Annotated in this window: 19 protein-coding genes; 10 read left to right on the top strand and 9 right to left on the bottom strand. The window is 70.8% G+C overall.

The features are described 5' to 3' along the window. Positions 1 to 108 precede the first annotated feature (108 nt). Positions 109 to 3,453, top strand: coding sequence for a S8 family serine peptidase (locus ACSDR0_RS14990; protein WP_435289398.1), 3,345 nt, complete (start codon positions 109 to 111; stop codon positions 3,451 to 3,453). Positions 3,454 to 3,759: 306 nt separating this feature from the next. Here the strand turns inward: ACSDR0_RS14990 and ACSDR0_RS14985 are convergent, their stop codons facing one another. Beyond that, complete coding sequence (locus ACSDR0_RS14985; RefSeq protein WP_435289397.1) at positions 3,760 to 4,188, bottom strand: CBS domain-containing protein; 429 nt, start codon at positions 4,186 to 4,188, stop codon at positions 3,760 to 3,762. A gap of 93 nt (positions 4,189 to 4,281) precedes the next feature. Next, entirely contained in the window at positions 4,282 to 5,481 is a 1,200-nt protein-coding gene (locus ACSDR0_RS14980) for a PucR family transcriptional regulator (protein ID WP_435289396.1), read from the bottom strand. 183 nt (positions 5,482 to 5,664) lie between these two features. On the opposite strand from ACSDR0_RS14980, the gene ACSDR0_RS14975 reads away from it, so the two are divergent. The 4 genes from ACSDR0_RS14975 to ACSDR0_RS14960 are packed head-to-tail and all read left to right on the top strand — an operon-like array spanning position 5,665 to position 9,491. Next, the gene (locus ACSDR0_RS14975) at positions 5,665 to 6,495 is read left to right on the top strand and encodes an ABC transporter ATP-binding protein (protein WP_435289395.1); all 831 of its coding nucleotides are present in this window, start codon (positions 5,665 to 5,667) and stop codon (positions 6,493 to 6,495) included. 23 nt (positions 6,496 to 6,518) lie between these two features. After that, positions 6,519 to 7,481 carry an ABC transporter ATP-binding protein gene (locus ACSDR0_RS14970; protein WP_435289394.1) on the top strand — a complete coding sequence of 321 codons (963 nt, stop codon included), beginning with the start codon at positions 6,519 to 6,521 and terminating at the stop codon, positions 7,479 to 7,481. Continuing rightward, positions 7,478 to 8,368 (top strand): branched-chain amino acid ABC transporter permease, encoded by an 891-nt coding sequence (locus tag ACSDR0_RS14965; protein WP_435289393.1) that lies wholly within the window; start codon positions 7,478 to 7,480, stop codon positions 8,366 to 8,368. Before ACSDR0_RS14970 ends, ACSDR0_RS14965 begins: the two co-directional genes overlap by 4 nt. After that, a complete protein-coding gene (locus ACSDR0_RS14960; RefSeq protein WP_435289392.1) occupies positions 8,361 to 9,491 on the top strand; it encodes a branched-chain amino acid ABC transporter permease in 1,131 nt (376 codons plus the stop codon). The genes ACSDR0_RS14965 and ACSDR0_RS14960 overlap by 8 nt, the downstream gene beginning before the upstream one ends. 40 nt (positions 9,492 to 9,531) lie before the next feature. Here the strand turns inward: ACSDR0_RS14960 and ACSDR0_RS14955 are convergent, their stop codons facing one another. Further along, positions 9,532 to 10,464: an RNA-guided endonuclease InsQ/TnpB family protein gene (locus ACSDR0_RS14955; protein WP_435289391.1), complete on the bottom strand. Its 933-nt coding sequence runs from the start codon at positions 10,462 to 10,464 to the stop codon at positions 9,532 to 9,534. Beyond that, positions 10,461 to 10,613: a toxin-antitoxin system HicB family antitoxin gene (locus tag ACSDR0_RS14950; protein ID WP_435289390.1), complete on the bottom strand. Its 153-nt coding sequence runs from the start codon at positions 10,611 to 10,613 to the stop codon at positions 10,461 to 10,463. The genes ACSDR0_RS14955 and ACSDR0_RS14950 overlap by 4 nt, the downstream gene beginning before the upstream one ends. A gap of 93 nt (positions 10,614 to 10,706) precedes the next feature. Here ACSDR0_RS14950 and ACSDR0_RS14945 point away from each other — a divergent pair, with 93 nt between their 5' ends. After that, positions 10,707 to 11,990 carry an ABC transporter substrate-binding protein gene (locus tag ACSDR0_RS14945; RefSeq protein WP_435289389.1) on the top strand — a complete coding sequence of 428 codons (1,284 nt, stop codon included), beginning with the start codon at positions 10,707 to 10,709 and terminating at the stop codon, positions 11,988 to 11,990. A 100-nt stretch (positions 11,991 to 12,090) separates the two neighbouring features. Beyond that, on the top strand, positions 12,091 to 13,515 hold the full coding sequence (locus tag ACSDR0_RS14940) for an aminopeptidase P family protein (RefSeq protein WP_435289388.1): 1,425 nt from the start codon (positions 12,091 to 12,093) through the stop codon (positions 13,513 to 13,515). Here the strand turns inward: ACSDR0_RS14940 and ACSDR0_RS14935 are convergent. Further along, the gene (locus ACSDR0_RS14935; protein WP_435289387.1) at positions 13,498 to 14,454 is read right to left on the bottom strand and encodes a cation diffusion facilitator family transporter; all 957 of its coding nucleotides are present in this window, start codon (positions 14,452 to 14,454) and stop codon (positions 13,498 to 13,500) included. The two genes, ACSDR0_RS14940 and ACSDR0_RS14935, sit on opposite strands and share 18 nt — an antisense overlap. Positions 14,455 to 14,724: 270 nt before the next feature. On the opposite strand from ACSDR0_RS14935, the gene ACSDR0_RS14930 reads away from it, so the two are divergent. The 3 genes from ACSDR0_RS14930 (at position 14,725) to ACSDR0_RS14920 (ending at position 17,690) form a co-directional block, all read left to right on the top strand. Then, positions 14,725 to 15,189 (top strand): MarR family winged helix-turn-helix transcriptional regulator, encoded by a 465-nt coding sequence (locus ACSDR0_RS14930; protein WP_435289386.1) that lies wholly within the window; start codon positions 14,725 to 14,727, stop codon positions 15,187 to 15,189. A 267-nt stretch (positions 15,190 to 15,456) separates the two neighbouring features. Next, positions 15,457 to 16,137 (top strand): LppX_LprAFG lipoprotein, encoded by a 681-nt coding sequence (locus ACSDR0_RS14925; RefSeq protein WP_435289385.1) that lies wholly within the window; start codon positions 15,457 to 15,459, stop codon positions 16,135 to 16,137. A 2-nt stretch (positions 16,138 to 16,139) separates the two neighbouring features. Beyond that, positions 16,140 to 17,690 (top strand): MFS transporter, encoded by a 1,551-nt coding sequence (locus ACSDR0_RS14920; protein ID WP_435289384.1) that lies wholly within the window; start codon positions 16,140 to 16,142, stop codon positions 17,688 to 17,690. A 240-nt stretch (positions 17,691 to 17,930) separates the two neighbouring features. On the opposite strand, the gene der is transcribed toward ACSDR0_RS14920, so the two are convergent. The 4 genes from der to aroH all read right to left on the bottom strand — a co-directional run bounded on the left by der (position 17,931) and on the right by aroH (position 21,891). After that, positions 17,931 to 19,358: a ribosome biogenesis GTPase Der gene (der, locus tag ACSDR0_RS14915; RefSeq protein ID WP_435289383.1), complete on the bottom strand. Its 1,428-nt coding sequence runs from the start codon at positions 19,356 to 19,358 to the stop codon at positions 17,931 to 17,933. Further along, positions 19,355 to 20,011 (bottom strand): (d)CMP kinase, encoded by a 657-nt coding sequence (cmk, locus tag ACSDR0_RS14910; protein WP_435289382.1) that lies wholly within the window; start codon positions 20,009 to 20,011, stop codon positions 19,355 to 19,357. The genes der and cmk overlap by 4 nt, the downstream gene beginning before the upstream one ends. Positions 20,012 to 20,414: 403 nt before the next feature. Further along, positions 20,415 to 21,524: a prephenate dehydrogenase gene (locus ACSDR0_RS14905; RefSeq protein WP_435289381.1), complete on the bottom strand. Its 1,110-nt coding sequence runs from the start codon at positions 21,522 to 21,524 to the stop codon at positions 20,415 to 20,417. Positions 21,525 to 21,531: 7 nt separating this feature from the next. Next, on the bottom strand, positions 21,532 to 21,891 hold the full coding sequence (gene aroH / locus ACSDR0_RS14900) for a chorismate mutase (RefSeq protein ID WP_435289380.1): 360 nt from the start codon (positions 21,889 to 21,891) through the stop codon (positions 21,532 to 21,534). Between the last annotated feature and the right edge of the window lie 44 nt (positions 21,892 to 21,935).

Here is a 21,935-nt window from a genome sequence, read left to right as displayed (position 1 = left end):
CCCGACGGGGAGGGTCGCGCCCTCCCAGGCATGCCTTGCCCCAGGCGTGCGGGTGGCCTCCCCTCCCTGCCACGTGAGCGGTTCATGCGTGCCTACAGGGAGGTCTCGTTGACCAGAAAGCCCTACTCACCGAGGATCAGACGCGTGGCGGTGCTCGCCGCCGGCGTCGGGCTCGTCGCGGCGATGGCGCCACCGGCGAGCGCGGATCCCACCCCCACCCCCACGCCGTCCACCAAATGGACGGCGACTCCCCTGACCGGGGGTGAGCCGGTCCAGGGCGCGAAGTCCCCCACCGGCAAGCTCGCCCGGAGTGACGAGGGGCTGCTGAAGTCGACCTCGGGCGCCACGGTCAACGTGATGGTCAAGCTCGACTATGACTCTTTCGCCGCCTACCAGGGTGGCCTCGAAGGGCTTCCCGCGACGAGTCCGGCGAAGACCGGAAAGGCTCTTGACATCAAGAGCGGCGACGCGAAGAAATACCAGCAGCACATCGAGGAGGTCGAGAACACGTTCCTCGCCGAACTGGCCAGGAACGTGCCAGGCGCCAAGGCGGGCCAGAAGCTGCGGACCGTCTACGGCGGCATCGCGCTGCGCGTCCCCGCCAACAAGGCGGCCTCGCTGCTGAAGCTGCCCGGTGTGGCCGCCGTCCAGGAGGACAGGCCCGAGCAGCTGCTGACCGACTCCAGTCCCGCGTTCATCGGCGCGCCCGCCATCTACAGCAAGCTGGGCGGCAGCTCCTCGTCGGGCAAGGGCGTCATCGTCGGCATCCTGGACTCCGGCGCCTGGCCCGAGCACCCCCAGTTCGCCGACCCCGGCACGCTGCCCGCCGTACCGGCGACCAAGGACGGCACGCCGCGTACCTGTAACTTCGGCGACAACCCGCTGACCCCGGCGGCCGACCCGTTCGTCTGCAATCGGAAGATCATCGGCGGCGCCCCGTTCCTGGAGACCTACAACGCGATCGTCGGCGGCGAGGTTTACCCGGACAGCGCCCGCGACTCCAACGGTCACGGAACCCACACCGCGACGACCTCGGCGGGCGGCCCGGTGGCCGACACGAACCCGCTCGGCATCAGCCGCGGCCCGATCCACGGCATCGCCCCGGCTGCGCAGGTGTCCGTCTACAAGGTCTGCGGCGTGGAGGGCTGCTATCCCTCCGACTCCGCCCAGGCGGTCGGCCGGGCCATCCTCGACGGTGTCCGCGTGATCAACTTCTCGATCTCCGGCGGCACCTCCCCCTACAGCGACCCGGTGGAGCTGGCCTTCCTCGACGCGTACTCGGCGGGCGTGCTCGTCTCGGCCTCGGCGGGCAACGCCGGTCCGGGCGCGGCGACCGTCAACCACGTCAGCCCGTGGGTGACCACGGTGGCGGCCTCCACGCAGACCAGGACCTTCCAGTCGACGCTCACGCTGTCCGGTTCCGGTGGCGCGACGGCCACGCTGAAGGGCGCCTCCATCACCCCGGGCATCGCCTCCCCGTTGCCGGTGGTGCGGGCCTCGGCGCCGCCGTACTCCAACCCGCTCTGCACCTCGCCCGCACCCCCGGGCCTGTTCACCGGGAAGATCGTCGTCTGTGAACGCGGTCCCAACCGGATCCTGAAGGGCTTCAACGTCCGGCAGGGCGGCGCGGCCGGGATGATCCTGTACAACTCCACCCCGCTCGACGTGATGACGGACAACCACTGGATCCCCTCCGTCCACATCGACAAGCCGGAAGGGGACGCCCTGCTGGCGTTCCTGTCGGCCAACCCCGGCGCGACGGCCTCGTTCACCCAGGGCACCAAGACCACCTGGCAGGGCGACGCGATCACCACGTTCTCCTCGCGCGGCCCCGGCGGCGACTTCCTCAAGCCGGACGTCACCGCCCCCGGCCTGCACATCCTGGCCGGGCAGACGCCGACGCTGGAGGGTCCGGCCGGCGGCCCGCAGGGCAACCTGTACCAGGTCATCTCGGGCACCTCGATGTCGTCGCCGCACGTCGCGGGCTCCGCGGCCCTGGTGTTCGCGCTGCACCCGGACTGGACCCCGGGCCAGGTGAAGTCCGCGCTGGAGACGACGGCCAAGACCTCGGTCACCAAGCAGGACCGCGTCACCCCGGCCGACCCGTTCGACACCGGCGGCGGGCGCATCGACCTGACCAAGGCCGGCGACCCCGGCCTGACCCTGAACGAGACGGGCGAGAACTTCACCGCCTCGGCCGGCGACCCGCTGAACCGCATCGACCTGAACCTGCCGTCGGTGAACGCCCCGATCATGCCGGGCCTCATCACCGCCAAGCGGACGTTCACCAACGTCACCGACAAGACCCTCACCTTCACCGCCACGGGCACGACCGTGAGCGGCGCGAACATCACGGTGCTGCCGCCGCTGTTCAGCGTGAAGGCGGGCAAGAGCGTCAAGGTCAGCGTGGTGATCACCGCGCCGGACCTGCCCGAGGGCCAGTACTTCGGCCAGGTGAACCTCAAGCAGGTGGGCGGCTCGCGCAACCTGCACCTGCCGGTCGCGTTCGTCCGCAAGGAGGGCGCCATCCCGGTGGACCAGACCTGCGCACCGGCCACCATCCCGCGCAACACCGGCGAGTCCACCTGCACGGTCACCGTGCAGAACGACACCCTTGAGGACGCCGAGGTCACGGCGGTCAGCACGCTGGACAGCAGGCTGCGCCTGAACTCGGTGACCGGCGCCACCAAGATCGGCTCCCAGGTCGCGACGGCGAAGGCCACCCTCGCGGCCAAGCAGCCGGACAGGCCGGGCATCGCCCCGGGCACCGGTCCCGCACCGTACCTGCCGCTCGACGCCTTCGGCATCGCGCCGACGCCGATCGGCGACGAGCAGGCGATCAACTTCACCGTCCCCGCGTTCCAGTACGCGGGCAGGACCTACACCAGGCTCGGCATCGTCTCCAACGGCTACACGGTCGCAGGGGGAACCTCGGGTTCGGCCGACATCGCGTTCGAACCGCAGACCCTCCCCGACCCCGCGACCCCGAACAACGTGCTCGCCCCCTACTGGACCGACCTGGACGGCACCGGCACGCCGGGCGTCTACGTCGGCACGCTGACCGACGGCGTCAGTGACTGGCTCGTCATCGAGTGGCGGGTCAACCTCTTCGGCACGAGCGACGCCAAGGTCTTCCAGCAGTGGATCGGCCTGAACGGGACCGAGGACATCACCTACACCTACGACTCGGCCAACCTGCCCGGCGATCCTCCGGCGGGCTACGGCCTGACCGTGGGCGCCGAGAACGCCGACGGCACCGCGGGCGGCCAGATCACCGGCCCGCCGACCGAGGATCTCCGGGTGTCCAGCACGCCCGGCGCCCCGGGCGGCAGCCTGAGCTACACGATGAAGATCAAGGGCGTCAGCCCCGGGATCGGGGCGGTGACGACGGGGACGTCGACACCGCAGGTCAAGGGCCTGACGATCGAGGTGGACAGGATAACCGTGCAATGACGTGATCCCCGCCGTGGCACCGGCGGCCGGCCCGCCGCCCGTGAGGGCGGCGCGGTCGTGCGCCCGGGTCGGTCGCCGGAGATCTCCGGCGACCGACCCGGGCAAGGCGCGGTGTCGAGGAGTCGAGCCTCGGCGAGGCTCGACTCCTACGACTCCCTGGCACCCCGGCACCCCGACGCACCGGTGACGCCTGAGCGCGTGCCGTCCGGCGTCGACGGCGCGCACAGCGAGAGGCCCCCTGGAGATCATCCAGGGGGCCTCTCGCGTGGCCGTACGGCGACCGCGCCGGTCGCCGCCGGCCCGGGTTCAGCGGTGGAGGTAGTCGACCAGGTGGGCCTTCTCGGTCTCCAGCGCCTCGATGGCGCTCTTGACCACGTCGCCGATGCTCACGATCCCGGCCAGCCGACCGGCGCTCACGACCGGCACGTGCCGGATGCGGTGCGTGGTCATGGTCTGGCGGAGGTCGTCGACGTTGGCGTCCGGCGGGCACGTGCGGACCTCGGTCGTCATGATGGACGACACCGAGTCGTCCAGCACACCGGCACCACGGTCGTACAGCCGCCGCACGATGTCACGCTCGGAGACGATGCCCGCGATGGAGACGCCGTCCTCGGACACCACCACGGCGCCGATGTTCTTCTCGGCCAGAACGGCCAGAAGCTCGGTGACCGTCGCGTCCGGGCGGACGGTCGCCACCTCCGCCCCCTTGCCTTGCAGAATCGTACCGATCAGCATTGACACCACCTCGGTTCAGCCTGGCGCGGGTATCCCTTACCTTTGCCCCCTTGCGCCACACGCTAAGCGCCGAAGAGAGCAAAGTGTGGTTTGTCAGGTGACGGGCAGCAGTCGCACCGCGTCGAGGGCCAGGGTGAGCTCCACGATGTCGAGCGGGCGCGCGAGTGACCGGCCGGTGAGCTGCTCGATGCGGCGGATGCGGTTGAAGACCGTGTTGCGGTGGCAGTACAACTGCCCGGCGGCGCGCATGGCCGAGCCCTCGCACCGCAGCCACGCCTGCAGGGTGCCGAGGAGCACGTCCCTGTCGGCCTGGTCGAGGGCGAGGATGGGCCGCAGCACAGCGCCGCTGAGGTGACCCGCGAGCTCGGGCTGGCTGACCACCAGCGCGGCGGGCAGCCTGTCCTCCAGCCTGGCGATCTCCGGGCCCTCGCCCACGCAGGTGCGCAGGGCCAGCTCGGCGAGCCGCCTGGCGCGGCCCAGCTCCGCCAGTCCTTCGACCACCGGGCTGATCCCGGCGCATCCGGTGACGTGCGGGCGGAGCTCTTCCGCCAGGTCGTCCATGTTCGCGTCGTGCAGCAGCACGACCGACACCTCGTAGTCGGGGCGCATCCGCCACAGCAGCCGCATCACGCCCAGCGCGGTCGGCCGCGGGGCGTCGTCCCCGTGGTCGTGGCGACCGGGCAGCCGGGTGATGACGACGGCGTACCGGCCCAGTTCGGGCAGGTCGAGCGCGGCGGCGGCGCTGCGGACGAGGGCGGCGTCGGCCCGGTCCTCCAGGAGCGCGTCGAGCAGGGCCTGGACCCTCTCGGCTGTGCGGCCGAACATCTCGGCCTCCCGTCTTCGGTAGGCCTCTGCGGCGGCGATCGCCTGCCGGTCGATGGCGTGCCACACCTTCGTGGCGCTGCGGAGCAGGACCGGCAGGCTGTCTGATTCCTCTCCGGCGACCACGTCGATGAGACCGTCCCACATCACCTGCGCGGAGAGCCGGTAGCTGCGCAGCAGGGAGTCCATGGGCAGTCCCTGTTCCGCCCTGCGCCGGGCGGTCTTCTCCGCCTGCGGCAGGTCGCACCGTTCGGAGCGGGGCAGCAGGATCGCGCCGATGCCGTCCCGCATCGCCTCGTAGACGCTCTGCCAGTGGTCGTCGGTGGGAACCATCCGCCGGTACGCCTCGTCGGTGTCGCGGATCTTCCCGACGAGTTCGTCGGTGAGCTCGGGAAGTCTCAGCAGCAGCCGACGGGCGGCCAGGCGCATGATCCTGCGTACTTCGTCGTCCGTAACCGGCCGGGTCCCCATCTGGGGATCGTGACAGCAACAGGCCTAGCCGAACAAGGTTCTGTTCTGTTTCGTGATCCGGGGTTGTGCTCGCGCACAACCTGCACCCGCCTCGCATGGGCACCCGCCCCGACTTCACCCCGCCCTCTGGACGCCGGTGAAACGCCTCGGTTGGGTGCGTTCATCGGCTGTCAGGAGGCACACATGGACGTGCACGACCCTCGCCCGCCCGGAGATTCCGGGCTGGTCGTCAGGGATCTGGCGGTGAGTTACGGCCCGGTCCTGGCCCTGCGGGGTGTCTCCCTGGACGTCCCGCGCGGTTCGGTCGTCGCGGTGCTCGGTGGCAACGGCGCGGGAAAGTCGACCCTGCTGCGCGCCGTGTCGGGCACCCTCAGGTTCCACCGGGGCGGGATCACCTCGGGCGAGGTCGGGTTCGGCGGTACGCGGCTGTCCGGCGCCGCCACCTCGGCCGTCGTGGCGGGGGGTGTCGTCCAGGTGCCCGAGGGGCGCAGGGTCTTCGCGCGGATGACGGTGGAGGAGAACCTGAGAGCCGGTGCCCTCGGCGCGCCCGACCGGCGGTCGGCGGCCGAGGCGAGGGAGAGGGTGCTCGCGCTCTTCCCCGTACTCGCCGAGCGCGCCGGACAGCGCGCGGGCCTGCTGTCGGGGGGCGAGCAGCAGATGCTCGCCATCGGCCGCGCGCTGATGGCCAGGCCGAGAATGCTGCTGCTGGACGAGCCCACCCTCGGCCTGGCGCCGATGATGGCCGTCAGGATCGCCGACACCATTCGCGAGATCAACACCGGAGGCACCACGGTGCTCCTGGTGGAGCAGAACGCCGCCATGGCCCTGTCGCTGGCCTCGTACGCCTACGTGCTCGAGGTCGGCGAGGTGGTGCTGTCGGGACCGGCCGCGGAGCTCGCCGCGAGCGACGAGGTGCGCCGCCGTTACCTGGGCATCGAGGACGCGTCCCCGGTCGCGGTCGCGTCGGGGACGCCGGAGACCGCTCGCCCGACGCTGTCGAGGTGGTCCGCGTGAGCGACACATACCAACCAGACGGTATGGATACTTCCATTCCGCGGCTCGACGTGCGTGACGTGACCGTACGCTTCGCCGGGCTCACCGCGCTGGACGCGGTCGGCTTCAGCGTCGAGCCCGGCAGCGTCCACGCGGTGATCGGGCCCAACGGGGCGGGCAAGTCGACCTGCTTCAACGTCCTGTCGGGCGTCTACCGGGCCACCTCGGGCAGCGTGCGGTTCGGCGACGCGGAGCTGACCTCCCTGGCCCCGCACCGCATCGCCGCGCTGGGCGTGGCGCGCACCTTCCAGAACATCGCCCTGTCACCGCGCCTGTCGGTGCGGGACAACCTGATGCTCGGCCGCCACCGGCTGACCCGCGCCGGCTTCCTCTCGGCCGGGCTGCGGCTGCCGTCGGCCCGTCGCGAGGCGGCCGCGCACGGCGAGCGGGTGACCGAGATCGCCGCGTTCGTCGGGCTCTCCGAACGGCTGGCCACGCCCGTCGGGCTGCTGCCGTACGGCGTGCAGAAGCGCGTGGAGCTGGCACGGGCCCTGTGCATGGAACCCCGGCTGCTGCTGCTGGACGAGCCGGTCGCCGGAATGAACGGCGGCGAGCGCCGCGACATGGCCCAGCTGATCGTCGCGGTACGGGAGAGCCTCGGCATCTCGATCCTGCTGGTCGAGCACGACATGGGGATCGTCATGCGGCTCGCCGACGCGGTCACGGTCCTGGACTTCGGCAGGCGCATCGCGGACGGGCCTCCCGGCGAGGTGCAGAACGACCCCGAGGTGATCCGCGCCTACCTCGGCGCGGCGGCGGAGAGCCCGGCGGCGAAAAGCGCGGCGGAAAGCGTGGCGAGAAGCACGACAGCGGAAAACGCGGCGGAAAGTACGACAGCGGAAAGCACGGCAGAAAGCGTGGCAAAAAGCACGACAGCGGAAAACGCGGCGACGGAAAGCACGGCGGCCAGGAACACGGCGGCCAAGGACGAGGAGGTCGCTTCGTGATCACTTTTCTCGAACTCCTGGTGAACGGGATCTCCGTCGGGGCCGTGTACGCGCTGATCGCCCTGGGCTTCGTCATCATCTTCAAGGCGACCGAGGTGGTGAACTTCGCCCACGCCTCGCTGCTGCTGGTCGGCGGCTTCATCGTGGCCAAGCTGCACCCCTCGGTGGGCTTCTGGACCGCCCTGCTGCTGGGCGTCGCCGGGGCGGCCGTCGCGGGCGCCTTGATCGAGTTCCTCATCATCCGCAGGGCGAACGTCGCCTCGCACAGCGTCCTCGCGATCGTGACGATCGGCGTCGACATCGTGCTGACGACCGAGCTGACGAGACAGATCGGCACCGACGTGCTCGCCCTGGGCGACCCGTGGCGTGACCGGGTGCTGCACCTGGGAGCCGTCAGCGTCGCCCAGACCCGGGTGGTCGCGCTGGCCGTCGCGGCGGCCCTGATCGCCGCGTTCCTGCTGGCGTTCAAGTACACCAACTGGGGCATCGCCATGCGCGCCACGGCGGAGGACGCGGAGACCGCCGCGCTGATGGGCGTGCGGCGCGGGCGGGTCTCGATGGGGGCCTGGGCCGTCGCCGGGGCGCTCGCCGCCGTCGCCGCGCTCTTCCTGTGCGTCTTCCCCACCCCGGGGCTGGACCGCAGCACCACGTTCGCGGCGATGAAGGCGTTCCCCGCGGCGATCCTGGGCGGCCTCGACTCCACCACGGGAGCGCTGGCCGGAGGGCTGATCATCGGCATCACCGAGGCCATGATGAGCGGCTACCAGAACGACCTGGCCTTCCTCGGCCGGGGCATCGGCGACGTCGCACCGTTCCTCGTGATGATCGTGGTCCTGCTCATCCGCCCCGCGGGGCTGTTCGGGACGAGGGAGCTGGCACGTGTCTAAGAAGGTCATCCTCTCCTGCGTCGCGCTGGTCGCGGTGGCGATCGCCGTACCGTTCTACCTGGAGGGCTTCTGGCTGCAGGCCGGGCTCTTCGCGATGTCGGCGGCGATCGGGGCGATCGGCATCAACCTGCTGACCGGCGCCACCGGCCAGCTGTCCATGGGTCACGCGTTCTTCCTGGCTGTCGGCGCGTACGCCTACGTCTACTTCGCCTCGGAGCCGGAGGGCGGCACGCACGCCCTCGGCGGCCTCGGCCTGCCCACGCCCGTCGCGGCGCTGCTCGCGGTGCTCGCGGCGGGCGTCGCGGGCGGGGTGTTCAGCCCCATCGCCGGACGCCTGAAGGGCGCCTACCTCGGCATCGCCACCCTCGCGCTGATCTTCGTCGGCCAGCACGTGCTGTTCAACGCCGAACCCGTGACGGGCGGATACAACGGGCGCACGGTGCCGCCGATGGAGCTGTTCGGGTTCGCGTTCGCCGACACCCCCGAGCTGGTGGTGGCGCAGGTGCCGTTCGGGTCGCTGGAGCGGCTCTGGTTCCTGGGGCTGGTCCTGCTGACCGGCGCGGCGCTGTTCGCCCGCGGGGTGCTGCGCGGCCGTCCCGGGCGGGCCATGAACACCATCCGCGACCACGAGATCGCGGCCGGGGTGATGGGCGTGCCCGTGGCCCGCTACCGCGCCGGGGTGTTCGTGCTGTCGTCGATGTACGGGGGCCTGGCCGGGGTCCTGATCGCGCTGGTCTTCCAGCGCACCGTGCCCGACTACTTCGGCCTGCTGCTCTCCCTCGACTACCTCGCGATGATCATCATCGGCGGGCTCGGCTCCGTCGCGGGCGCGGTGATCGGCGCGTTCTTCATCTCGATGCTCCCCCAGTTGCTCAGCCGCTACAGCGACGCCCTGCCGCTGGTGGCCGAGCCGGGCTCGGGCGGGGTGTCGCCCGCGGAGGCGGCCCGCATCCTGTACGGCGCCGCCGTCGTCGTCATCGTCCTCTTCCTGCCCGGCGGGCTGCTCGGCCTGGCAGGACGCCTGCGCCTGGCCGCCGGCCGGCGGCTCACCCCCGTCTCCGCCCGCCGGGCCTCCGCGGCGAAGAAGGCTCCGCTGTCCCCCTCCCCCGACACAAGGAACTGATGACGTGACTCCTCCGCTCCCTGAAGGGAGCGGCTTCTCGCTAAGCCGCTTTCGCAGCCTGACGAAGGGCAAGCCCTGCCCTGAGGATGTTGATCGCCGCGTTCACGTCGGCGTGTGCGGTGTGCCTGCATGCCATACAGGCGAACTCGGCCTGGGTACGGCGGTTCTCCCTCGCGCAGTGTCCACATCGGGCACACGTGCGAGAGGTGTTGGCAGGGTTCACCGCGATCACTTCTCGACCGGCGCTTTCAGCCTTGTGCGCGAGGACTCGCAGAAACACCCCCCAACCCGCGTCCAAGATCGAACGATTCAGGGCGGACTTCGCGGCGCCACCGTTGGGCAGGTAGCCGCCCTCGCCATCCGGTTTCTGCGCGGCGCGCCGGGTCATGTTCGTGATCTTCAACGCCTCACACACGATCACGTCGTAATCGGCGATCAGCGCGAGTGCGGCCTTGTGCGCACCGTCGAGACGCTGACGGCGCACCTTGCCGTGCAAGGCGGCGACGCGGGCGGCGGCCTTACCGCGCCGTTTCGAGCCGCGCTTTTTGCGGGTGAGGTTCCGCTGGGCAGCGGCCAGTTTCCCGGCGGACGCGGCCAGGTGATGGGGGCCCTCCAGAAGGTCGCCGTCGCTGGTGGTCACCAGCGAGATCACCCCCATGTCAACGGGGAAACCCGGCGTGCGACCCTCGCGGACTCGCTTGAAGAACGCGGCGAACGCCTTGTCCAGGCGGCGCAGGGTGGCCTGCTGGGAGGAGCACGACCACCGGCCCTGCCCATCAGCGTCGGCGGCGCGGATGTGCTTGAGGTCCGCCGACTGGTCGCCATAGCGGACGCCCACCCCCGCCTTGCGGTAGACGGCGCGCCGATGTTCCAGCGCGGCGTTGTACAGCTCTCGGTGGTCGTTGAGACATGCGATGAGCGCGGCGGACTGGTGCACGGTGGGGCGCAGCAGGAACTTGTAGGACCGCCTCACCGCTTGCGCCGTTCCGCGCGCAGTCCCTCAGCGAGGAGTACGGCGGCGGCGTTGATCGAGATGCCGGTGCGTGCGGCGTACTGCTCGATCTGTCGCTTCACTTCCGGCGAGACGCGGAGGTTCAGCGACTCGCGGAGTGCTCCTCTCATCACAACCAAAACGCTACTACTTCAACACCCTGAAAGGGGGGAGCGCGGAATTCCCCGCCGGCTGAGGCAGGCGGGGAATTCCGCGCGAATCTGATGAGAATCCCAAGAACCCCGGTCCGACGCATCGCGGCGCTCGCCGCCCTGGCCCTGGCCGTCACCGCGTGCGCCAGCGAGAAGGCCACCGGGGGCAGTGGAGGCGCCGGCGCCCCCTCCGCCGTCGGGGGGGACGGCGTGAAGACGGGGCCCGGCGTCACCGCCGACAAGATCACGATCGGTCTCATGACCGACCTCACCGGCCCGTACGCCTCGTTCGGCAAGAGCCTGACCCAGGCGCAGCAGCTGTACTTCGAGCAGACGAACGCGGCCGGGGGCGTGTGCGGGCGGCAGCTGGAGGCCCTGGTGCGCGACCACGGCTACGACGCGCAGAAGGCGATCGCGGCCTACACCGAGATCGCCCCGAAGGTGGTGGCGATCGCCCATTTCGTCGGCTCACCGATGGTCAACGCGCTCAAGCAGCGCATCGAGACCGACCAGATACTCACCATCCCGCAGGCCTGGGCGACCGGGCTGCTCGGCAGCAAGTCCATCCAGGTCACCGGGACGACCTACGACATCGACATGATCAACGGGGTGGACTTCCTGGTCAAGGAGAAGGGCATCAAGTCCGGGGACAAGATCGGTCACCTGTACTTCGAGGGCGACTACGGCGAGAGCGCGCTGAACGGCTCCAAGTACGCGTCCGAGAAGCTCGGCCTCACGCTCGTGGAGCAGAAGATCAAGGCCACCGACCAGGACATGAGCGCTCAGGTCGCCGCGTTCAAGGCGGAGGGCGTCAAGGCCATCCTGGTCTCCGTCGGCCCCAAGCAGACCGCCTCGCTCGTCGGCGTCTCGCTCGCCAAGGGCATGGACGTGCCGTTCGTCGGCAGCAACTCGGCCTACTCCCCGCAGCTGCTGCCCACCCCGGCCGGGCCCGCCCTGCTGAAGGACTTCTACTACATGACCGCGGGCACGCCGATCAGCTCCGACATGCCCGCCATGAAGAAGCTGGCCGCCGACTACGCGGCGAAGTATCCGGACACGGCCATCGACAGCGGCGTCCCCTCGGGCTACTCGGCGGCGGCGATCGTCGTCGACGCGCTCAAGAAGGCCTGCGAGGGCAAGGACCTGACCCGGGGCGCCGTGGTCACCGCGCACCGCGGCCAGTCGACATGGGGTGAGGAGTTCGGCACGGTCATGGACTTCACCACGTTCGACAAGCCCGCCTCGCTGCTGTCGTACGTGGCCAAGCCGGACAAGGCCGCCCTGGGCGGCGCGGTCGTCTTCAAGGAGGCCGCGACGTCCGACCTGGCCAAGGAGTACCAGGTCCCGGTGGGCTGACCTGTGATCCGCGGTGCGGCTCCGTACCTGCCGGGGTGCGGGGCCGCATCGCTCCGGGCTAGCGTGGGGGTCACCACAGACCTCCGCTCCCGGGAACACGATGACCCAGAAGCTCAACACCGGCAGCCACGACCTGCCGGTCTCCGACGCCCTCGCCGCGTTCATGAACACCGGCTGGGCCGACACGCACCGCGACGACCTGGCCCCGCTGCCGCAGGCCGCCTACACCGCCAAGCGGCGCGCCGCCCTCGCCGCCCGCTTTCCCGGCGAGCGGCTGGTCATCCCGTCCGGCACGCTCAAGGCGCGCAGCAACGACAGCGACTACCGGTTCCGGACCCACAGCGCCTTCGCCTACCTCACCGGCGACCAGGAGCCCGACGACGTGCTGGTCGTCGAGCCCTCCGGGGAGGCCACGCTGTTCCTGCGCCCCCGCTCGCCGCGGTCGGCGCAGGGACAGGCCGGGCAGGAGTTCTACCGCGACCGCCGCTACGGCGAGTTCTGGGTGGGCCGCCGCCCCGACCTGGCCGAGGCGGAAACCCTCCACCAGATCGCCTGCGCGCCGATCGACAGGCTGGACGACGTGCTCGGCGGGCCCGCGCGGGTGCTGCGCGGGGTGGACGCCTCCGTCGACGAGCGGGTCTCGCCCGGCGACGGTGACGACGAGCTGGAGACGTTCCTGTCCGAGATGCGGCTGATCAAGGACGAGTGGGAGATCGCCGAGTTGCAGTTCTCGGTCGACGCGACCACGCGCGGGTTCGAGGACGTGGCGCGGGCCCTGCCCGCCGCCCTGGGGCACCGGCGCGGCGAGCGCTACCTGGAGGGGGTCTTCGGCCTCCGCGCCCGCCTGGAGGGCAACTCGGTCGGCTACGACAGCATCGTGGCCTCCGGGGCCAACGCGTGCGTGCTGCACTGGATCCGCAACGACGGGCGGCTGGACGGGAGCGAGCTGCTGCTCCTCGACGCGGGCGTGGAGACCGACCATCTCTACACCGCCGACGTCACCAGGACCCTCCCGCTGTCCGGCCGCTTCAGCCCGGTCCAGCGCCAGGTCTACGAGCTGGTGTACGAGGCCCAGGAGGCGGCGATCGCCACCCTGCGGCCCGGTGTGAGCTTCCGCGACTTCCACCGCGCGGCCATGCGGGTCATCGCGGAGGGACTGCACGACTGGGGCGTGCTGAAGATCGGCGCGGACGAGGCGATGGAGCCCGACAGCGGCCTGTACCGCCGCTACACCCTGTGCAGCAGCGGCCACATGCTCGGCATGGACGTGCACGACTGCGCCAGGGCCCGCTCGGAGGCCTACCTCGACGGCGTGCTGGAGGAAGGCCAGGTGCTGACCGTCGAGCCCGGCCTCTACCTGCAGCCGGACGACCTGACGCTGCCGCCTGAGCTGCGCGGCATCGGGGTGCGCATCGAGGACGACCTCGTCGTCACCGCCGACGGCGCCCGCCTCATGTCGGCCGGGCTGCCCCGCCACCCCGACGAGGTGGAGAGGTGGATGGGAGACTCAGGCCTGGCGGGATGAGCGTCCGGGGGTGGGGTCGAGGAAGACCTGCGCCACCGGGGGGAACCGTTCCTTGAGCGTGCGTTCCACCCGGTCGGCGGCCTCCTCCAGCCTCGCCCCTGTGGTGTCGTCCACGAAGTCGACGCGCGCGGCGACCAGTATCTCGCCGGGGCCCAGCATCATGGTCAGGAGCTCCACGACGTTCTCGACCTCGGGCATGGCGGCGATCTCCTTCCTGATCCGCTCCGCCAGCCCCCCGGGCGCGGACTGGCCGATCAGCAGGGAGACGTTGGCGCGGATGAGGTGGATCGCGACCCACAGGAGCAGCAGGCCGATCACCACGGAGGCGGCCCCGTCCCAGACGGACGAGCCGGTCAGCTGGGAGGCCAGCAGCCCGGCCGCGGCGATCAGCAGCCCGGCCAGGGCCGCCGCGTCCTCGAAGAGCACGGCCTTCAGAGCCGTGTCGGAGGTCTTGGCGACGTAGCGCCGCGGGCTCACCTCGAAACGGCGGGCCTGCCCTCGCACCTGCGAGAGGGCCTTGAGGAACGAGATCCCCTCGATCACGAACGAGACCCCGAGGACCACGTACGGGATCGTCAGGCCGGTGAGCCTCTCACCCGTGAGGATCTCGTGCACCCCGTGGGTGATGGAGAATCCCGCTCCGCCGATGAGGGTGGCGAAGGCCGCCATCAGCGCCCAGAAGAACCCCGCCTTGCCGTGGCCGAACGGGTGCCGCACGTCGGCGGGGTGCCCGCTCCTGCGGACCGCGACGAACAGCAGCACCTCGGTGACGGTGTCCGCGGCGGAGTGGGCGGCCTCGGACAGCATCGCCGACGAGCCGCTGATCAACCCGGCGATCAGCTTGGCCACGGCGATCGCGAGGTTGGCCAGACCCGCCACGATCACCGTGGCGAGGCTTTCCGGCCCACCCTTGTCGGAGGGTGCCCCATTCTCAGCCATGTCGTTACTTTACGTGCCTTCCGCCCCATGCCTCCCAGCGGTGGCGCGGCCGATCCCGCCTGGTCACCGGGGTGAGGCCGGCGGGCGGGGAAACGTACGGGTTCCGCCACGTCACCCCGTCGCCTACCACGAGCGATCGGCGCCTTCTGAGGTAGGTTCTGATCTATGACCCTGAAGCAAGCCCCGCCCGGCGAGCGGAGTGGTCGGCTGGGGGACGGACCCGTCGGAGTCGCGGCCACACGCGCGGTGAACGAAAGTGGTGAGCGGCCGGTGAACGACCAGGAGCCCCGCTGGCTTTCCTCCATCGAGCAACGGGCATGGCGCGCCCATCTCGCCGTCCACAAGCTCCTCGACCATCGCCTCGACCGTGAGCTGCAGCCCTTCGGGCTCTCGGTCAACGACTACGAGATCCTGGTGAACCTGTCGGAGATCCCCGGTCACCGCATGCGGATGAGCGATCTGGCGGAGGCCACGATCCAGTCCCGCAGCCGCCTGTCACACCAGATCTCCCGGATGGAGACCGCCGGCCTGGTCGCCAGGGAGACCTGCGCCGACGACCGGCGCGGCACCTTCGCCGTCCTCACCGAGCACGGCTGGGCCACCATCCAGAAGGTCGCGCCACACCACGTGGCCGGAGTGCGCCGGCATTTCATCGACCTGCTCACCGACGACCAGCTGATCGAGCTGGAAGCGGCGTACGCACCGGTGGTGGAGCACCTCAAGAGCATCCGCTGACGCGGCGCCGACGGATGAGCCCTCAGGAGCGTCCGCCGACGTGAACCCAGCGAGTGAAGCTCTCAAAAGAGCGTCCGCCGACGTGAAACCCGTGGGCGGAGCTCTCAAGAAGAGCGTCCGCCGACGCGAGACCAGCGAGTGGAGCTCTCGAAAAGGGGCATTCGCCGACGCGAAACCAGCGGGGGAAGCCCCCGGAGGCACCCGCTGACGCGAAACCGATACCGGTCGTTCTCCCTTAGTAGACCGGAGTGTCGTTACGATCCGCCCATGTCTGCTCGCCGGATCCTCATCATCGCGGTGATCGCCGCGTTATCCCTGGTCACCGCGTGCAGCGGCGGTAGTGCCTCTGACGGCACGACGGCCCTCCCCAGCGGGGCCGAGCTGGTCAAGAAGGCCGCGGACGCCACGCGCGCCGTGAAGTCCGCCGCCTTCTCGATGGAAACCGAGGGCACCCCGCCCGTACCGGTCAAAAAGGCCTCCGGTCGTCTCAACCGGACCGGCGACGCGGACGGCACCCTCCAGATAGACGTGATGGGCAGCCTCCAGGAGATCAATTTCGTGCTGATCGGGGAGACCGTCCACTTCAAGGGCGTGACGGGCGGCTTCCAGCAGATGTCGCGGAGCCAGCTGGCGGCGATCTACGACCCGTCCGCCATCCTCAACCCGGAGAAGGGCGTCGTACAGCTGCTGACCAACGCGCTGGACCCGAAGACCCAGGCGGCGGAGAAGCTCGACGGCGTCGACGCCTACCGGGTCTCGGCGACGCTCTCCCAGCAGGTGCTCGCCACGATGGTGCCCGGTCTCACCCAGAGCGTCGACGCCGTACTCTGGATCGACAAAGCCACCAACCGGCTGCTCAAGGCGGACCTGCCACTGACCGGAGGCAAGGTGATCGTGGCCTTCAGCGACTACGACGTGCCGGTCCAGGTCACCGCTCCGGCGAAGTGACGATGACCCGCACCGCCTCGGGGGAGGCTCTCAGGGCCCGGCGGCGGACCGCCCTCGGCGTCGGCGGCACCGCGGTGCTGCTGGCCGCGCTGGACGCGTACGTCGTGGTCACCGTCCTCGTCGACATCGCCAGGGACGTCGACGTTCCCCTCAACCATCTGGAACGGGCCACCCCGATCGTCACCGGGTTCCTGCTCGGCTACATCGCGGCCATGCCGCTGCTCGGCCAGCTCTCCGACCGGTACGGCAGGCGCCCGCTCATCCACCTGTGCCTGGCGGGCTTCGCCGTGGGCTCGGTCGTCACCGCGCTGGGCGAGACGGTGCCCTGGCTGGTCGCGGGGCGGACCCTGCAGGGAGTCGCGGGCGGCGCGCTGCTGCCCATCACGATGGCCCTGATCGGGGACCTGTGGGACGAGGACGAGCGTCCGGTGGCACTGGGCGCGGTGGGGTCGGCCCAGGAGCTCGGCAGCGTGCTGGGCCCCCTGTACGGCGCGGCCCTGGCCGCCCTGGTCCCGGTCGGCCTCCAGATCGGCGGCGTACAGCTCGGCGGCTGGCGGTCGATCTTCTGGCTGAACATCCCGCTGGTGGCCCTGGCTGCGGTCGCCGTGCAACGGTCGGTGCCGCCGCCCTCGCGCGAGCGGGCCCGCGGGGCGGAAAAGCGCGTCGACGTGATCGGCGGGCTGCTGCTGGCGCTCACACTCGGCCTGCTCGTGGCCGGTCTCTACAACCCCGACCCGAGCGGGTCGGTCCTTCCCCCGTGGGGCATGCCCATGATCGTCGCCGGGGTCGGGTCCGGCGTGGCGTTCGTCGCGTGGGAGTGGCGCTCCAAAACCCGGCTGATCGACATGACGGGGGTACCGCGCGGCCCGTTCCTCGCCACGCTCGGGGTGAGCTTCCTGACCGGTGCCGCTCTGCTGGTCACCCTGGTCGACGTGCAACTGTCGGCGCAGACGCTGCTGGAACTGGACACCCTGGACGGCGCCCTGGTGCTGTCGCGCTTTCTCATCGCGCTCTCCGTGGCCGCGCTGGTGGGCGGTCTCATGGCCCGCCGCTACGGTGAGCGGGCGGTGACGGTGATCGGGCTCGCGGTGGCCACGGCCGGATACGCGCGCATCGGCCAGTGGCCCCTGGATCTCGCCTCGGCCGGATACCGCATGGACGCCGACCTGATCGTCGCCGGCCTGGGCCTCGGCCTGGTGATCGCTCCGGTCTCCTCCGCGGTGCTGCGGACCATGCCCGCCGTCCAGCACGGGGTGGCCTCGGCGGCGGTGGTCGTGGCCCGGATGATGGGCATGCTGCTCGGCGTCGCCGGGCTGTCGGCGTGGGGCTTCCACCGTTTCCAGTCGCTCACCGCCGACCTGGACACGCCGCTGCCCTTCGGCGTGGACCCCGTCGTGTACACCGAGCGGCTCGCCGAGTACGAGAGCAGGGTGAAGGCGGCCCTGCACACCGAGTACAGCGAGATCTTCCTGATCACGGCCGTCCTGTGCGGGGTGGGCGTGCTGGTCGCGCTGCTGCTGCCTCGCGGGTCCCGGTTCTCGGACGCGGCCTGACGCCCGTCGGACCTCGGTCCGGCGACGTCGGATCTCGGTCCGATGCCGTCGGGTCCGGTCCCATGCCGCCGGGTCCGGTTCCATGCCGCCGGATCATGGCCTGACGCGGGCACGGGCCGCTCCCGGGAACCGGGCGAAAAACCACGCCCTGCCACCCGCGAACACCCACGGGAACACGCGGGGACACGCGAAGACGACGAACGGCCCGGCGGAGGAGCCGGGCCGTTCGTGGTGAGGTTCTTACTTCTTCTTCTGTCCCTGGCGCTTCTCGCGGATCTTCATGGTGACCTCGATGGGTGACCCGGCGAAGCCGAACTCCTCGCGGATCCGGCGCTCGATGAAGCGGCGGTAGGTCTCCTCCAGGAAGCCCGAGGTGAACAGCACGAACTTCGGCGGCTCCGTCGACGCCTGTGTGGCGAAGAGGATCTTGGGCTGCTTGCCGCTGCGGACCGGGGGCGGGGTGGCCGCGACCAGGTCGCCCAGGAAGGCGTTGAGCCGGGCGGTGGGCACCCGGGTCGACCAGGAGTCGAGCGCCTTCTCGATCGCGGGGACGAGCCGGTCGACGTGCCAGCCGTTCTTCGCGGAGATGTTGACCCGCAGCGCCCACGGCACGCGGACGAGCTGGCGGTCGATCTCCTTCTCCAGGTAGTAGCGGCGGTCCTCGTCGAGCAGGTCCCACTTGTTGAACGCCACGACCATGCACCGGCCGGACTCGATCACCAGGGAGATGATCCGCAGGTCCTGCTCGGTCAGCACGTCGCTGGCGTCGATGAGCACCACCGCGATCTCCGAGCGCTCCAGGGCCCCCCGGGTGCGCATGCTCGCGTAGAAGTCGGCGCCCTTGAGCTCTCGGTCGCGCCGCCTGATTCCGGCGGTGTCGACGAAGCGCCAGGTCTTGCCGCCGAGCTCGACCAGCTCGTCCACCGGGTCGCGGGTGGTGCCCGCCATCGGGTCGACGAGCACGCGCTCGGAGCCCGCCAGCTTGTTCAGCAGCGAGGACTTGCCCACGTTGGGCTTGCCGACCAGGGCGACCCTGCGCGGCCCGCGCTCGGGGCCGAAGCGCTGCTCGGGCGTCTCCGGCAGCTTGTCGAGGATCACGTCCAGCAGGTCGCCGCTGGAGCGGCCGTGCAGGGCCGAGACCGGCTGCGGCTCGCCCAGGCCGAGGGCCCACAGCCCGGCGGCCTCCAGCTCCATCTGCTGGTTGTCGACCTTGTTGGCGGCGAGGATGACCGGCTTGCCGGACCCGCGCAGCACATGACCGACGATCTCGTCCGCGTCGGTCACACCCACGACGGCGTCGACCACGAACAGGATCACGTCGGCCAGCTCGGCCGCGATCTGGGCCTGCTCGGCGATCTTCAGCGCCATGCCGGTCGCCTCGGGGTCCCAGCCTCCGGTGTCGACCACCGTGAACCGGCGCCCCCGCCAGGTGGCGTCGTACGTGACCCGGTCGCGGGTCACCCCGGGCACGTCCTCCACGACCGCCTCCCGGCGGCCGATGATCCGGTTGACCAGGGTGGACTTGCCCACGTTGGGGCGGCCCACCACGGCCACGACCGGCTGCGGGGCCGTATCGGGCCCCGCTTCCTGCCGCGAGCTGTCATCGGTCCCTGAATCGGCGAGCTCCGCGTCGATCCAGCCGTTTTCGTCTTCGTATACCCCGGTCACGCCTTTTCCTTAATCACACGCAGTATTTCGGCGATGACCTCTTCGAGGTTCAGCGCCGTGGTGTCCAGCTCGACGGCGTCGGCCGCCTTCGCCAGCGGGTCTGCCTTCCTGGTCGAGTCGAAGGTGTCACGGCGGGCCATCGCGGCCCGCTGGACAGCCACCGTGGTGCCGGTGAGTTCCGCCGTGCGGCGCAGCGCCCTGGCGTCCGCGCTCGCGGTCAGGTAGATCTTGACCGCGGCACCGGGCGCCACCACCGTGCCGATGTCACGGCCCTCGACGACGATGCCGCCCGAACCTATGATCTCCCGCTGCTCGGCCACCAGGCGATGCCGCACCTCGGGCACCGCGCTGACCGCCGAGACGGCCGCGGTGACCTCGGCGGTGCGGATGGGTGCGACGGCGTCAACGCCGTCGACCGCCACCACCTCGACGTCCGGGTCGGTGCCCAGCGTGAGAACCGGGTCGAGAGCCCTGGCGGCGATCGCCTCGGGGTCGGTGAGGTCCACCCCCCGCTGGAGCATCCACCAGGTGATCGCCCTGTACATCGCGCCGGTATCGAGATAACGCAGCCCCAAGGCCCGCGCCACCCCTCGTGACGCGCTCGACTTACCCGATCCCGAAGGACCGTCCATGGCGACGACCAGTCCGGTCACGACGCCTCTCCCTTGCAGCCCGCTTCAGTTGTCCGTACGAGGCTACCGGGAGCCGGGAAGGAACCACGCATCGAGCGAGAAGACGGACGCCCCCCGGCCCGAACGGGCCTCACGGGAGATCGCCATGAGGGTACGGGTGGGCGGCCGGACCCCGCCGACCCGCCAAGGGGTCATCGTGGAGGCACCGCGCCCGCGTGATCAGGCAGAAGCGAGGTCACATGGAGGTGAAGCCCTGCGGAAGCAAGGCCACGTACGGTCAGGGTCGCGCTGAAGCGTGACCACGCGGAGGCGAGGTCACGCGAAAGCGAGATCACGTGCAGGCGAGATCACACGAAAGCGAGATCATGCGAAGGCGAGATCACGTGCGGGCGGGATCACGCGAAGGTGAGGCCCCGCGTAGGAGTCACGGCAGATGCCAGCCGTCCGCGCGCAGGGCCTCGGCCAGCGTCGTCACCGCCTCCGGCTGCACCCAGAGCTCGGCGGCGCCCAGCGGCAGGCCTGGGGCGTGCTCAAGCCTGACGTCCTCGATGTTGACGCCCGCCTCCTTGGCCACCTGGAACAGCCGGGCCAGCTCACCGGGACGGTCGCCGACGATGACCTGGACGACCGCGTAGGTGCGCGCGGGACCCCCGTGCTTGCCGGGAATCCTGCCCGTACCCGCGACACCCCGGTGCAGAAGCTCGGTGACGCGGGCCATGGCGTCGGGGTCGGCGGAGGCGGCCGAGGTGCGCAGCGAGGCCGCCGCGGCGACCAGGTCGGCCGCCACCGCCTCCAGCACCTCGGCCACCGGCAGCGCGTTGCCCGACAGGATCCCGGTCCAGAGCCTCGGGTCGCTCGCCGCGATGCGGGTGACGTCGCGCACCCCGGGCCCGGCCAGGCCGAGCGCGGTGGCCGACGCCTCCGCGAGGCGGGCGGCCACCGCGGAGGCGGTCACGTGGGGGGCGTGCGAGACGACCGCTACGGCCCTGTCGTGCTCCTCGGCGCCGATCCTGACCGCCTCGCCGCCGCAGAGCTTGACGAGCCCGTACAGGGCCTCCACCGCGTCGGGTGAGGTCTCCTCGGTCGGGCACAGCGCCCACGGGCGCCCGAGGAACAGGTCGGCTCGCGCCGCGGCGGGCCCGGAGCGCTCGCGTCCGGCGAGCGGGTGCCCGGCGACATAGGTCGTCAGGTCGCAGCCGATGCTCGCGGCCTCCCGGAGCGGGAGCGCCTTGACGCTGGCCACGTCGGTGTAGAAACGGGCCGCGCCGACCCCCTGGAGGGCGGCGAGCCGCCCCGCGACCGCCTGCGGCGGGACCGCGATGATCGCGATGTCCACGGTCACGCCCTCGGCCCACTCGACGCCGGCGCCCAGCTCCCGCGCCAGCCGCAGGGAGCCCGCGTCACGGTCGGCCAGGTGGACGGCCACGCCCTGCTCGCGCAGCGCCAGGGCGATCGAGGTGCCGATCAGGCCCGTACCGACGACCAGGACGCTTTCGAGACCGCTCACGCGCGCTCCTCCGAGATGGTGCCGCATAAGGGGATCACTGGGCGATGTCCACGCGAAGGGCGACCGCGCCACGCAGGTAGACGTGCTGGATGTCCTGACGGGAGCGTTCGACGTCGACGTGGGCCATCAGCCGCACCACGCGGGGCAGCGCGCCGGGAACGTCGATCTCGGAGGCGCAGATCAGCGGAACGTCGTGGAAACCGAGCTTGCGCGCGGCCAGGGCCGGAAACTCGGCGGTGAGATCGGGGGTGGCCGTGAAGATCACACTGATCACGTCGTCCGTGGTGAGCCTGTTGCGCCCCATCACCTCGGTGACCAGCTCGGTGACCCCGGACAGGATCTCGTCCCGGTCGTTGGCCCCGACCTGGATCGCACCTCGAATCGCCCGTATCATCGCCGCTCCTCCAATCCAGCGCGCCGGACCACCCTGAGGATGAT

The organism is Streptosporangium sp. G11 (assembly GCF_051192615.1).
Taxonomy (GTDB): Bacteria; Actinomycetota; Actinomycetes; order Streptosporangiales; family Streptosporangiaceae; genus Streptosporangium.
This window is presented reverse-complemented; position numbering and strand designations above follow the sequence as displayed.

Bases quoted from the DNA above. Each gene is read 5' to 3' on its own strand.
- ACSDR0_RS14985 (WP_435289397.1), bottom strand. From the start codon at position 4,188: ATGCTGATCGGTACGATTCTGCAAGGCAAGGGGGCGGAGGTGGCGACC.
- ACSDR0_RS14980 (WP_435289396.1), bottom strand. From the start codon at position 5,481: ATGGGGACCCGGCCGGTTACGGACGACGAAGTACGCAGGATCATGCGC.
- ACSDR0_RS14975 (WP_435289395.1), top strand. From the start codon at position 5,665: ATGGACGTGCACGACCCTCGCCCGCCCGGAGATTCCGGGCTGGTCGTC.
- ACSDR0_RS14970 (WP_435289394.1), top strand. From the start codon at position 6,519: ATGGATACTTCCATTCCGCGGCTCGACGTGCGTGACGTGACCGTACGC.
- ACSDR0_RS14950 (WP_435289390.1), bottom strand. From the start codon at position 10,613: ATGAGAGGAGCACTCCGCGAGTCGCTGAACCTCCGCGTCTCGCCGGAA.
- ACSDR0_RS14945 (WP_435289389.1), top strand. From the start codon at position 10,707: ATGAGAATCCCAAGAACCCCGGTCCGACGCATCGCGGCGCTCGCCGCC.
- ACSDR0_RS14940 (WP_435289388.1), top strand. From the start codon at position 12,091: ATGACCCAGAAGCTCAACACCGGCAGCCACGACCTGCCGGTCTCCGAC.
- ACSDR0_RS14935 (WP_435289387.1), bottom strand. From the start codon at position 14,454: ATGGCTGAGAATGGGGCACCCTCCGACAAGGGTGGGCCGGAAAGCCTC.
- ACSDR0_RS14925 (WP_435289385.1), top strand. From the start codon at position 15,457: ATGTCTGCTCGCCGGATCCTCATCATCGCGGTGATCGCCGCGTTATCC.
- ACSDR0_RS14920 (WP_435289384.1), top strand. From the start codon at position 16,140: ATGACCCGCACCGCCTCGGGGGAGGCTCTCAGGGCCCGGCGGCGGACC.
- ACSDR0_RS14905 (WP_435289381.1), bottom strand. From the start codon at position 21,524: ATGCGGCACCATCTCGGAGGAGCGCGCGTGAGCGGTCTCGAAAGCGTC.
- aroH (WP_435289380.1), bottom strand. From the start codon at position 21,891: ATGATACGGGCGATTCGAGGTGCGATCCAGGTCGGGGCCAACGACCGG.